This is a genomic window from Robertmurraya kyonggiensis (assembly GCF_005116465.1).
In the GTDB taxonomy this organism is placed as follows: domain Bacteria; phylum Bacillota; class Bacilli; order Bacillales; family Cytobacillaceae; genus Robertmurraya; species Robertmurraya kyonggiensis.
The window spans coordinates 75551-88288 of sequence record NZ_SWBM01000009.1 but is presented as its reverse complement, the minus strand read 5'-3'; the positions used below and the strand labels follow the sequence as shown (position 1 = coordinate 88288).

Annotated in this window: 11 protein-coding genes and 1 riboswitch; all 11 genes read left to right on the top strand. The window is 38.4% G+C overall.

Annotation, left to right across the window (positions count from 1 at the left end; translation table 11 throughout):
- Window positions 1-37 precede the first annotated feature (37 nt).
- The 11 genes from FA727_RS21920 to FA727_RS21870 all read left to right on the top strand — a co-directional run bounded on the left by FA727_RS21920 (window position 38) and on the right by FA727_RS21870 (window position 12709).
- On the top strand, window positions 38-358 hold the full coding sequence (locus FA727_RS21920; RefSeq protein ID WP_136833617.1) for a hypothetical protein: 321 nt from the start codon (window positions 38-40) through the stop codon (window positions 356-358).
- 176 nt (window positions 359-534) lie between these two features.
- Window positions 535-1137 (top strand): TasA family protein, encoded by a 603-nt coding sequence (locus tag FA727_RS21915; RefSeq protein ID WP_136833616.1) that lies wholly within the window; start codon window positions 535-537, stop codon window positions 1135-1137.
- 126 nt (window positions 1138-1263) lie between these two features.
- Window positions 1264-1983, top strand: a complete 720-nt coding sequence (gene tapA / locus FA727_RS21910) for an amyloid fiber anchoring/assembly protein TapA (RefSeq protein ID WP_158318949.1) — start codon at window positions 1264-1266, stop codon at window positions 1981-1983.
- Window positions 1984-2046: 63 nt separating this feature from the next.
- Window positions 2047-2622, top strand: coding sequence for a signal peptidase I SipW (sipW, locus tag FA727_RS21905; protein WP_136833614.1), 576 nt, complete (start codon window positions 2047-2049; stop codon window positions 2620-2622).
- Between the two features lie 144 nt (window positions 2623-2766).
- Window positions 2767-3531 (top strand): MurR/RpiR family transcriptional regulator, encoded by a 765-nt coding sequence (locus FA727_RS21900; protein WP_136833613.1) that lies wholly within the window; start codon window positions 2767-2769, stop codon window positions 3529-3531.
- Window positions 3532-3652: 121 nt separating this feature from the next.
- On the top strand, window positions 3653-5245 hold the full coding sequence (locus FA727_RS21895; protein WP_136833612.1) for a PTS transporter subunit EIIC: 1593 nt from the start codon (window positions 3653-3655) through the stop codon (window positions 5243-5245).
- 32 nt (window positions 5246-5277) lie between these two features.
- Complete coding sequence (locus FA727_RS21890) at window positions 5278-6603, top strand: 6-phospho-alpha-glucosidase (RefSeq protein WP_170209301.1); 1326 nt, start codon at window positions 5278-5280, stop codon at window positions 6601-6603.
- A gap of 265 nt (window positions 6604-6868) precedes the next feature.
- Window positions 6869-7360, top strand: a complete 492-nt coding sequence (locus tag FA727_RS21885) for a PTS sugar transporter subunit IIA (protein ID WP_136833610.1) — start codon at window positions 6869-6871, stop codon at window positions 7358-7360.
- 207 nt (window positions 7361-7567) lie between these two features.
- Window positions 7568-8989 (top strand): aldehyde dehydrogenase family protein, encoded by a 1422-nt coding sequence (locus FA727_RS21880; protein WP_136833609.1) that lies wholly within the window; start codon window positions 7568-7570, stop codon window positions 8987-8989.
- 481 nt (window positions 8990-9470) lie between these two features.
- Window positions 9471-9555, top strand: a riboswitch (cyclic di-GMP riboswitch).
- Window positions 9556-9679: 124 nt separating this feature from the next.
- Window positions 9680-11050: a sodium-dependent transporter gene (locus FA727_RS21875; RefSeq protein WP_136833608.1), complete on the top strand. Its 1371-nt coding sequence runs from the start codon at window positions 9680-9682 to the stop codon at window positions 11048-11050.
- Window positions 11051-11071: 21 nt separating this feature from the next.
- Complete coding sequence (locus FA727_RS21870; RefSeq protein ID WP_136833648.1) at window positions 11072-12709, top strand: pyridoxal phosphate-dependent decarboxylase family protein; 1638 nt, start codon at window positions 11072-11074, stop codon at window positions 12707-12709.
- Window positions 12710-12738: the final 29 nt, after the last annotated feature.

Here is a 12738-nt window from a genome sequence, read left to right as displayed (position 1 = left end):
TAAAATAATTGTTTTTTCCCGAAAGGAAGAGAAGTAATTGAAACGAAAAGGAAAGACTACTCTACTTTCAATTATCATATCGGTCACTTTTGTTTCTACCCTAACTTATTTTTCGATCTCAGCTTTTTCAAAAGAAAACACATCCAGAGGACAAGCCTATGAGCGTGAAGCAAAGGAAATAGAGAAGACGGTATCTCCTAGAAAAGAAGCTGTAGGTAGCACGGCTCCTATTGTCGAAAATAGGCCAATCCTACAACAAAAAGAGAGACCTGAAAGACCTGCCCTAGGTAGACCTGAACTAGAAAAAGTATCAGGCTTTCAAGGGAAGTTAAAAAGGGTTCACTCAAGCGGAAAATAAGTAATTCTATTTTCTAGTAAATTTTTGAATAATATTAAAATATTTTAGTATTTTACGAGAAAGCTTGTCATATATATCAGTAACAATTCTCTAATAAGAACGAACTTGGAATACTAGAGTATGAAATTTAGAGGGTTGAATCCATTATTTTAAAGGAAAAAAAGGAGGATGGACGAATGAATGCAAAAAAGAGAATTGGACTAAGTCTAGCATCAGCTGCACTAGGATTGGCACTATTGGCCGGAGGTACTTATTCATATTTTAGTGATACGGCAGAAGCATCTGGTTCGTTTGTAGCAGGAACGCTAGATTTAGCTGTTGACCCTGAAGTCGTCATTGATGTGGACGGAATCAAACCAGGAGATTGGATGAATCGAGTATTTTATCTTGATAACTTGGGTTCTATCGATATTTCTGAAGTTGTGCTGAACACCTCATATACAGTGAATGATGCAAATGGAAATAACGTGGATGACTTCGGAAAGCACATCCGTGTGAATTTCCTTGAGAATGTGGACAAGCAAAGCCCATTTGAATATAACGACATTGTTTATTCAACTACTTTGTACGATCTGCAAAATTTGACTCCAGACCTAGTAGAGTTGAAAATTCTTGAAGGATTCGAGCAAAGCGGGCTTGAAGCAGGTACTAGCGACTTGATGTTTGTCCAATTTGAATTTGTCGACAATGGCGAGGATCAAAATCAATTCCAAGGTGATTCCTTAAATCTAACTTTTGCATTAGAAGCGAAACAAGGTGAAGGGGAACATAAAGAGTAATATGAGATATCGAGTAAACGAGATTGATCAGATTCTCAATCTCGTTTACTAATTTTTGATTGCTATCTTAAGTCTACAACACCTATGTGTACATTTAAGATAACAATTAAAGAAAGGGAGGTACGAATGAAATCCTTATTTACTGCTCGTAAAAGATTTTTACTCACCATATTTGTATTTGTGTATGTCTTTCTATTAACTAGTTCATTGGTTACCTCTAGCACTAAAGCTTACTATAGTGATAGTGAGCAATGGGACTCTGTCATCCAAGTGGGCACCTGGTGGGATAAAAGCGATTTGCAATTCACAACGAATTACCAAAAAAGTGTGGTTTCATGTACTCCTGTTACCATCACAGCTGGAATCGTGAATAAAGGATTTTCTATGATAGGAACCACAGAATATGAAGTACACTACGCTGATTCCTTGCAGCCAAATCAAAAAATAGCTGAGGGCATAATTGAGAAAATGAAGTCAAACAGTACATTGAATCTAACCTATCAAGCTGATAAACCTGGATTTTACACCTTCAAAATTATTCAGAGACCTGGCTATCAAGAAAACTATGAATCACGCTCAGTCGTTTGGAGTGAAAAAATTCAAGTTACTTGTATTGATAAATCAACTGAGGAAGAGGCAACACCAGAAAAAGAGGTGCAAAAAGGTACTGAACAACAGACTCCTACAAATGAAGAACAAAAAGAACAAGAAGTTGAAGAGATTGCCCAAGAACAACAAGAAATAGTAGAAGAACAAGAAGCAGAAGAAGTACAAGAAGTACAAGAAGCTGAAGTAGTACAAGAGGAACAGGTAGGTGATCACGGACAGCATATTCATGAGGAGTAGGATGAACTAGAAGAGTAGGTCTGTTTTATAGCCAGATTAGATAGGGAATAGGAGAGAATATTAATGATTCTTAAATCTATAACTAGGTTTCTTAGCAAAAGCTTAGCTTTTCTATTTTATGTTGCCCTTCTGTTTACGTTTTTTGTCATTGGTTCAGCCATTTTTTCAGGTGGAGAACCAAACCTATTTGGCTATCAAATCAAAACAGTTCTTTCTGGTTCCATGGAGCCAAATATTAAAACGGGCTCCATTATTATCGTAAAGACAGGTGGAGACCCGACAACTCTTAAAGAAAACGACATCATCACTTTTAAAGCAACTGAAAACAGAATTGTTACACATCGTATCGTTGATGTGGTGCAAAAAAACGGAAGAACAATGTATCGGATGAAGGGTGATAGTAATAAAACGAAAGATATGAACCTTGTTTTGCCACAGAATGTCATCGGAGAATATACGAATATCACCATTCCATACATCGGGTATTTCATTGAATTTACAAAGTCAAAGGGTGGAAGCTTGCTACTTTTTTTAATCCCTGGCTTACTACTGTTCGGCTATTCATTAGTAGCCATTTGGAGGACCTTTATACAACATAAAAAGGAAAGTTCACCTGAGAGTGTCGCGGGTACCAAATAATGATAGAAAGACTGAACAGATGGCTGTTCAGTCTTATTTGTTCTTTGTACATAATATTCATAAAAGCATTGTAGATAAATTGTGAATCCGATAATATAAATTGAATAGTAACAGGAGTATGCTCCCGAGATTGAGGGTGATTAGATGATTGATATTAGCAAATTGATTCAAGGGAAAAATTTAACGGAACTAGACGTCCAACTTGTCCAATATATTGTCACGAATATTGATAATGTTCTGCAAAAAGGAGTGCGTACGATCGCGAAGGAGAATTTCACTTCCCCAGCGACTGTAATTCGTCTGTCTAAAAAATTGGGCTATAGCGGATTTGTCGATATGTATTATCAGCTTTTGCCACTCGTGAAACAAGTGGATACTCCGAACAACGAGATGAACGAGGACTTTTTAGGAAGCAGCCAACAAGACCTCTTGACCCATAATACGATGGCAGAAATCGAAATGTTTATTGAAAAAGTTCTGAAGCTTAACCAAAAGTATATTTTTGTGTATGCAACTGGCTTTTCAGCGATTGCAGCAGAATATCTATACAAAAAGCTATTGGTTCTAGGGAGAAAAACGATTTTTGCCAGTGGAACCGATTCGATTGGCGTATTCGAAAATAATCTTGAAGATATTGGTGCACTCGTTGTCATCTCAAAATCAGGGGAAACACAAGTGGTCATTGATAAATTACTCGCAGCTAAGGAACATCGAATTTTTACGGTTTCTTTTACAAAAGAAACGGATAATCGGGTTGCTCAGATTTCTGATTTAAACTTTAAAATAATTGACCATAATAAGCTCGACGACCGAAATATGTTACCCAATAGCTTCTTTCCAAGTCTACTTCTTATGTTTGAATTCATTTTCAAACAGTATATTGAAGGGTTTCTTTCGAAAAAAGAATAGCGATACATGAAACGTGTTTCTATGAGTGAAACACGTTTTTTAACTTGCTGAATCTATCGACAGTAAAGCGGTTACATTGTAATCTAAACGTGTTAGAAAAAATGCATAGGGGGAAGGCAATATGAAAACAAAAATCATGGATGGCATGCAGCGCTTTTCAAAAGCAATGTTCATTCCAGTACTTATTCTACCAATTGCTGGTATATTAATTGCCTTAGGAAATTTATTAACGAACGCAAGATTAATGGAAGTCATGCCATTTTTAGATAATCCGATTACGACAGGATTCGGAACCATTTTAACCGGATCACTCGTATCTATTCTTGGTAACTTAGGACTTATATTCTGTGTTGGTATCGCGGTTGGTTTGGCGAATAAAGAGAAAGCGTTTGCTGGATTCACTGCCTTATTAGGATATTTAGTGTTTGTAAATGCAATGAATAAATTCATGGGTCTCAGCGGGGTGCTTTTTGAAGGAGAATCCTTGCAGGGTACCGGACAAACTCTAGTATTAGGTGTACAAATTCTTGACATGGGTGTGTTTCTAGGGCTGATTCTTGGAGCAATCACAGCCATGGTTCATAACAAGTTCATTGATAAAGAATTCAAAGGTGCTTTTCAAATTTATGGCGGCTCACGATTCGTTTTCATCGTACTGATTCCGGTCGTGGTTTTACTATCAATTGCACTTACTTATATTTGGCCATTCTTCCAGAGTGGAATCAATCAACTAGGAACACTAATTAATCACAGTGGAAACTTTGGAGTTTTCTTATATGGTGCATTAGAGCGTCTGTTAATTCCAACTGGACTACATCACTTAGTTTATACACCGTTCTTATACACATCATTGGGTGGTGTTGTAGATGTTGGCGGGCAAGTGTATGAAGGTGCAAGAAACATTTACTATGCGGAAATCGCAGACCCAGCAGTAAAGGTTCTTTCTGAAAGTGTTATCTGGGATGCTCGTGGTATTTCAAAAATGTTCGGTCTAATCGGAGCATGTTTGGCCATGTACCATTGTGCGAAGCCAGAGAACAAGCGTAAGGTAAAAGCGATTTTAATTCCAGCTGCAGTTACTTCTATGATTGCAGGTGTAACAGAACCAATCGAATTCTCATTCATGTTCGTCGCTCCATTGTTATTCGTAGTTCACGCTGCTTTAAGTGGTTTGAGTATGGTGACATTGAATTTATTAGATGTTAGAGCGATTGGTCCAAACGGAATGATTGACTTCCTATTATTCAACTTACCGTTAGGAATCGAAAAAACACATTGGCCAATGTACATCTTAGTAGGATTAATGTACTTCGCTATCTACTATCTCGTATTCCGTTTCTTAATTACGAAGTTCAACTTTAAAACAGTCGGAAGAGAAGATGCGGGCGAAGAAACAAAATTATATTCAAAGAAAGATTACAACGAGAAAAAAGCTGGTGCATCAGCAAATCCAGAAGCAGAAGATGACATTGCTGGAGTTATTGTTGGCGCACTAGGTGGAGCAAGCAATATTAATACAGTCACAAACTGCTACACAAGACTTCGATTAACCCTAGATAACCCAGAGGCTGTTGATGAAGATGTGTTGAAGCAACAAACAGGTGCTAGTGGAGTCATCATTCGAGATAAAAATGTTCAGGTTGTATACGGATTACAAGTAACAAGCATTCGAAAAGCAGTAGACAGTTATTTAGGATTTTCAGCAAACGAATAGAAAATATAAAATAGTAGAAGGGAATGGAGAACATGAAAAAATTCTCAGTAGTTATTGCAGGCGGAGGAAGTACTTACACACCAGGAATCGTGATGATGTTACTGGATAACTTGGATCGTTTTCCACTTCGCAAATTAAAATTATATGATAATGACGAACAAAGACAAGCTGTATTAGGTGAAGCACTTGATATCGTTTTAAAAGAAAAAGCACCAGATATTGAGTACACTTTTACAACAAATCCAGAGGAAGCGTTCACAGACGTTGATTTCTGTTTCGCTCATATCCGTACTGGAAAATATGAAATGCGTGAGAAGGATGAAAAGATTCCTTTGAAATATGGAGTAGTTGGCCAAGAAACTTGTGGACCTGGCGGAATCGCGTATGGAATGCGAAGCATCGGTGACATGATTGAAATGATTGACCTAATGGAAAAATATTCACCGGACTGCTGGATGTTGAACTATTCAAACCCTGCAGCAATCGTTGCTGAAGCATGCCGCGTTCTTCGTCCAAATTCAAAGGTATTGAACATTTGTGATATGCCTGTTGGAACATTACGCAGAATGTCTCATATCATTGGTAAAGAGCCAAAGGATTTAGAAGTACGATACTTCGGATTAAACCATTTTGGTTGGTGGACAAGTGTTAAGGACAAGGAAGGAAACGAATATCTTCCACAAATTCGTGACTATGTAGCAGAAAATGGCTACCTAACACAAAAAGAAGTAGATACGCAGCATATGGATGCTAGCTGGCAAGAAACGCATAAAAAGGCGAAGGATTTACTTGCAGTTGATCCAAGATTCTTACCAAATACGTATTTAAAATACTATTTGTATCCTGATTATGTAGTTGAACATTCAAATCCGAGCTATTCAAGAGCTAATGAGGTCATCGATGGTCGTGAAAAAACAGTTTTCTCAACTGCAAAAGCGATTGTGGAAAAAGGAACAGCAGAAGGCTCTGAATTCGAAATGGGCGCACATGCTACCTTTGTTGTCGACCTAGCACGCGCGATTGCTTTTAACACACATGAAAGAATGCTGTTGATTGTTGAAAACAATGGAGCGATTGCGAACTTTGATGATGATGCAATGGTAGAAGTTCCTTGTATCGTTGGTACTGACGGTCCAGAACCATTAAGTCAAGGCAAGATTCCTGAATTCCAACGTGCCCTCATGTACCAGCAGGTTACGGTTGAGAAACTAGTTGTTCAAGCGTATATTGAAGGCAGTTACCAAAAGCTATGGCAGGCATTAACATTATCTAAAACAGTGTCAAGTGCAAAAGTGGCGAAAGATCTATTAGATGATTTAATCGAAGCAAACAAAGGGTACTGGCCAGAATTAAAATAATAGTAGATAGAGAGAAAGGGCGAAAAATGCATAGTGCTTTTTCGCCTTTTTCAAGGCTCTTTTTTCAAAGTATTTTCTTTTGAATAGAACTAAACATAACTAAATAATTGTCGCATGGAAGGCACCCTAAATAGAAAGAAAAAAGGGTCCTTGTATACGATATAAGTATCGCTATCTCGTATTTTAGAAGTAAAAACCGGCAGTTGGGTTTTTACGAAAAAAATAAATATAAGGAAACAGCCTTAATCAAAGGGAGAATAATAGTATGTTTAAGAAACTGTTTGGAAAAAAAGAGATTTTAGTGGATCTGGTTGCACCTATTACGGGAAATGTAGTTAAAATTGAAGATGTTCCAGACCAAGTGTTTAGTCAAAAAATGATTGGGGATGGCATCGCGATTGAACCTGTTGAAGGGGTAGTCGTTGCTCCTGTAGATGGAGAGATTGCACAAATCTTTCCGACGAATCATGCTGTTGGGATTCGCACCAAAGATGGGTTAGAAGTCTTAATTCATATTGGGATGGAAACGGTCGCCATGGGTGGAGAAGGATTCACAGGCCATGTGAAACAAGGTGACATAGTGAAAGCAGGCGACACACTTGTTACCTTTGATTTGGACCTTGTGAAAGAAAAAGCAGAAAGCACAATATCACCAATTGTCATCACCAACTCTGAATCGGTAGAATCCTTAACCAAAACAGAAGCAAACCTAGTAACATTCGGCAAATCCGTTTTGCTACAGGTGAAAGTGAAATAGATTAATTAAAGAGGCTTCTCATGAGTTATTCAAAAACTTGTGGAAAGCCTTTATTATTAATGAAGAGTTAAGTGAGTTATCTTGAACGGAAATACTGGACCTGCACCGTGCATAAGGAATAAAAGTCGAAAGATTTTATTGATTAAGAATACTTTGTTAAAATATAGATGAAAAGAAACCACCTAAAATGCAAAAGAGGGTATGAATATGAAAAAGCAATATTATGTAAATGGTGAATGGAAGGCTGCGGAGAAATATGCAGATCTCTACTCCCCTTATTCTAAAGAAGTCATCGCTCAAATTCCACAAGCAACTCTTGAAGAAGTTGGCCAAGTAATTGACATTGCCTACAAGGCAAGAAAGCAAATGGCAGAACTGACTGCCTATGAACGTGCTGCGATTTTAGAAAATATTGCACAACTATTCATGGAAAACCGTCAAAAAGCAGCTGAAATTATCTCGTTAGAAGCAGCGAAACCAATGAAATTCGCATTAGGAGAAATCGATCGTACAATTGAAACGTATAAATTTGCTGCGGAAGAAGCAAAACGTTTAACCGGTGAAATGATTCCGATGGACGCTGCGAAAAACGGAGCAAATCGCTTTGGATACACAATTGAGCAACCACTCGGAGTGATTGGAGCGATTACGCCATTTAATTTCCCGCAAAACTTAGTAGCGCATAAAGTAGGACCTGCTATTGCAGCTGGGAATACTATCGTTCTGAAGCCTGCTTCCCAAACGCCACTTTCAGCTCTATTTTTAGCTGAATTAATTGACCAAACTGCCTTGCCGAAAGGAGCTTTTAACGTCGTTACAGGTAGTGGTCGAATAGTTGGGGATGCGTTGGTGACAAGTGACAAAGTCAAAATGATTACATTTACAGGTAGCCCTGGTGTAGGAATTGATATTCGCAACAAGGCTGGTTTGAAAAAAGTGGCTCTTGAGCTTGGATCAAACGCTGGCTTAATTATTGATAAAAATGTAGATTTAGCACAAATCGTTCCGAAATGTGTGACAGGGGCTTTTTCAAATCAAGGGCAAGTCTGCATTTCGTTACAACGTACCTATGTCATGGACGAACTTTTTGATGCATTCGTTGAACAATTTACCGCTGCCACTAAGCAGTTAGTCGTTGGTAGTCCACTTGATGAAGCTACAGATATCTCAGCGATGATTAATCGTGATGAACAAGATCGAGCGCTTAGCTGGGTCCAAGAGGCAATTGAAAATGGTGCTGAGGTTGTAGCAGGTGGCAATATCGCCGCTGGCGTCTTTATGCCAACGATTTTAACAAATGTAGATGCGACGTTAAAGGTTTCATGTCAGGAAGTTTTTGCTCCGATTGTAGTCGTCAACAGAATTTCTTCTGTAGAAGAAGGAATTGCAGCCATTAATGATTCCAATTATGGCCTCCAAGCAGGGATCTTCACGAATGATATTCAAACAGCCTTCAAAGCTTCAAAAGAGTTAGAAGTCGGCGGTGTCATGATTAATGATATTCCAACTTATCGAGTCGACCAAATGCCATATGGCGGCGTGAAAGAGAGCGGAACAGGTAAAGAAGGACTTAAATATGCGATCCATGAAATGACCGAAACAAAGCTCGTTGTTTGGAATCAAAACTAAGAAGTGCCTCAAGTTATTTAAGGGTAAACAATTGGATTCTCTATAAAATAAATTCGAATTAAGACTTGGATACCCTCCAAGTTTTTTTTTTATAGTAAATTAGGATTTCGCTGTTGTGGATAAGTTTGTTATAAAGTGTATCTACGTTTAGCTCCAGCGCCTAGCCCCTCGAGGTCGCTTCAGACCAGATGATGAAGTTGAAGAACAAACTTCATCATCTGGTCCTCCAGCGCTTGTCGGGGCTGAGCAAGGCGCTTGCGCTTTTGTTCTGTAGCGTGAAAGCATAAAAACAATTAATTGAAACCATCAAAAATTATATAGGAAAATATTCACTCTTTTATTAGTATAATAATAATGGTAAAATAATACTGTTGTAGAAAAAGTAAACATCTTTTTATAACACTTTATTCCTATGTTTTACCCGGATAGGTGAATTCTGTAGGGATGAAAATCGAATAATAATTATATTTTTGTAATACTCCTTCGATAATAGCAAACCCATTGAAAGATGGGGACGCAAAGCTGCGGGCCTAAAGAGACCATTCTATGGCAGCCGGGTTGCCGAAAAGGTTGGATAGTTACTTGATGAGGCTGTTTTTTGCCTTTTTATGTCCACCTAGTGTGGGCTTTTTTTGTCGAAAATTGTCTAGCAACTAGAAGGAGCGGTATTCAAAAGGAAAGGAAGTAGAAATGTCACAGCAAGAACAATGGAAATCAAAAATCGGCTTCGTGTTAGCAGCAGCGGGGTCAGCAATTGGCTTAGGAGCCATCTGGAAATTCCCTTATGTAGCTGGAACGGGTGGAGGAGGAGCTTTCTTCCTTATTTTCTTAGTATTTACTCTCGTTTTAGGGATGCCTTTATTATTAGGAGAATTCATGATTGGAAGAATGGGTCAAAGCGATCCGATTCAAACCTATAGCAAACTAGCATCGAATCCGAAATGGAACTTTATCGGTAAAATCGGTGTGTTTACTAGCTTTGTGCTCTTATCATTTTATAGTGTCGTCGGCGGTTGGATTATTCTCTATATCATCAAAATTTTGAGCGGTGGGTTAGCGGGATTATCGCAAGACCAGTATGGACAGCTATTTGGTGAAATAATTTCTGAACCATATTCAACGATTCTTGCACAGCTTGCATTCATGCTTATTACGATTTTTGTCGTTGCCCAAGGGGTTCAAAAAGGAATCGAGCTTGCAAGCAAAGTGATGATGCCAGCATTACTTATTCTCTTTATTGCATTAGTGATTCGCTCGTTAAGCTTAGATGGTGCGATGGAGGGTGTGAAATTCCTGCTTGTGCCTGATTTTTCAAAACTGACATCTGAGAGTATTTTATTTGCTCTAGGACAAGCATTTTTTACCTTATCACTAGGGGTTTCGGTCATGCTTACATATGCATCTTACTTACCAAAGACGCAAAACCTACCTCAATCTGGTATTTCTATCATTATCTTAAATGTTGTTATTGCTTTATTAGCAGGTTTGGCCATTTTTCCAGGTGTATTCTCGTTTGGACTCGAACCAAATGCAGGACCTGTGTTAATTTTCTCAGTTTTACCAGCAGTATTTAGCCAAATGCCTTTTGGGATGCTGTTCTTCTTAGCATTCTTAATCTTATTCTTATTTGCTGCCTTAACATCGGCATTCTCGATGATCGAAATCATAGTGGCAGCTGTTACGAAAAATGATGTGAGTAAGCGTAAAAAAACAACTTGGATAATTGGAATTCTTATTTTCATCGTCGGAATCCCGTCATGTCTATCTTATGGTCTGTTATCAGATGCCAAACTATTTGATAAGACGATATTTGATCTAATGGATTATGCAGTAAGTAATATTCTAATGCCATTAGGTGCATTATTAATTTCAATTTTTGTATCAAGAAAAATACCAAAAGCAGAACTATTTGCAGAATTAAAAAAAGGCTCGAACGTCGGATACGCGTTCTTTTCAATCTGTTACTTTTCCTTAAAATACATCGTACCAATTGCGATCATCGTTGTCTTTATCGACGCAGCAGGAGTATCCGATTGGATTTTAGCTCTATTTAACATCTAGGAGGGAATAAACATGACATCAATGAATGATATACAAAAATTGTTTCCTAGCATGGACGGAAATGACGATCAAAGAGCGGACGTATTGTCCCACTTTAAAACGATTTTAACGAAAATCGATGAATTGAAGGATCCGAATAAATTAACGTTAGGAAAAATGCCGGAGTACACGGAAGATTACTATGATCGTGTGATTCAAAAAGCGAATGTCCCGAAAATGGGCGTGCCAATGGAGGAAGTCATTGAAGAGCTTCTTAAATTAGTAGAAGGACATCGTTATGTCAATCGAAACTATGTAGCGAATGCAGCTCCACTACCGAATATTGCAAGTATTATTGGAAATCTAGTAATGGTGCTCGTTAACGGGAATGGACTATGGGATGTAGAAGGCCCAGCTGCTGCAACAGCAGAAGTCGAAGTAACAAGTATGCTTTCTAAAATGATCGGCTACGACGAGAATATCAGCACAGGTTACACAACTTGGGGTGGACAAGGGGCTGTCTTTAACTCTTTACGCCTTGCGATTGCTCGATATGCGCCATCTTCTAATCAAACGGGTGTGCCTGAAAATCTCTATTGCTTCTGCTCAGAGCTTTCACACTACAGTCTGTATAAATCTGTTGAGGCGACTGGAATTGGTGTCGACCATATGATTCGCGTCAAGGTCAATGACGATCATTCGATGAATCTAGAAGATTTGAAGGAAAAAATGGAGCTTGTTATTGCTAAAGGCGGTGTGCCACTCTATGTCCTTGCGACAATGGGGACAACTGATACCTTTGGAATTGATGATCTTGCGGGTATCAAGCACTTAACGGAGGAACTGGAACGAAAACACGGCTTAGATCCAGTCTATATCCATGCTGACACGGCTATGGGTGGGATGTATACCTTCTTTAATGAGTATGATTTTGAAAGAAATCCTTTAAGTCTAGAGGGCAGCGTTTTCGACGTATTAAAAACGTATCAGCAGAAGTTCAAATATATAAATCTTGCAGATAGTATGGTATTCGATTTCCATAAGCTTGGACAGACTCCTTATATTACAAGTCTATTTTTAATCAAAAATAGAGAAAACCTGAAGTATGTGGATTTAGATGCGGATGAAACGCCGTATGTTGGAAATCGTGGCTATGGTAGCTATCATACGGGCTACACACTTGAGTGTTCTCGAATGGGTAGTGCTATGTCGATTTATGCTTCACTATTGGCATTTGGTGTGGAAGGTTATCAAGAACTTTTAGCGAACTACATTCGCGTTAATATGGCCTTTAGAGAGAAGTTAACTGAAGCTGTGCCGAGTGTAGCCATCACGAACGAAGTTTCTCCGATTACCACATTCCGTTTTTATCCGGAAACGGTGAAATGGAATGACGAATTGAATGGCCTTATAACAGCTGAAGAAATAATGGAGATTAACCAATTTAATGATGACTTTGCAGAAGTCATTGGTGCTGAGCGCGATACTGTCTTTTTTGGAAATACAAAAAAACAACGTATTGTCGCAGCAGCAAATTCGAGCCAACAAATATCTGTTTATGCGCACAAATTTTTCTCGATTTCGCCATACACAACAATGGAAGAAGTCGACCGCTACGTTGGTTTCTTAAGAGAACATCTAGAATTTTTCCTGAAAACTCGAGAACAAGTGCTTGTATAAGGACTAAAGACTAGAAAGGGAAGAGGGAT

Coding starts and splice junctions, on each gene's coding strand:
- FA727_RS21890 (WP_170209301.1), top strand. CDS start 5,278: ATGAAAAAATTCTCAGTAGTTATTGCAGGCGGAGGAAGTACTTACACA.
- FA727_RS21875 (WP_136833608.1), top strand. CDS start 9,680: ATGTCACAGCAAGAACAATGGAAATCAAAAATCGGCTTCGTGTTAGCA.
- FA727_RS21915 (WP_136833616.1), top strand. CDS start 535: ATGAATGCAAAAAAGAGAATTGGACTAAGTCTAGCATCAGCTGCACTA.
- FA727_RS21885 (WP_136833610.1), top strand. CDS start 6,869: ATGTTTAAGAAACTGTTTGGAAAAAAAGAGATTTTAGTGGATCTGGTT.
- FA727_RS21870 (WP_136833648.1), top strand. CDS start 11,072: ATGAATGATATACAAAAATTGTTTCCTAGCATGGACGGAAATGACGAT.
- tapA (WP_158318949.1), top strand. CDS start 1,264: ATGAAATCCTTATTTACTGCTCGTAAAAGATTTTTACTCACCATATTT.
- FA727_RS21900 (WP_136833613.1), top strand. CDS start 2,767: ATGATTGATATTAGCAAATTGATTCAAGGGAAAAATTTAACGGAACTA.
- FA727_RS21895 (WP_136833612.1), top strand. CDS start 3,653: ATGAAAACAAAAATCATGGATGGCATGCAGCGCTTTTCAAAAGCAATG.
- FA727_RS21880 (WP_136833609.1), top strand. CDS start 7,568: ATGAAAAAGCAATATTATGTAAATGGTGAATGGAAGGCTGCGGAGAAA.
- sipW (WP_136833614.1), top strand. CDS start 2,047: ATGATTCTTAAATCTATAACTAGGTTTCTTAGCAAAAGCTTAGCTTTT.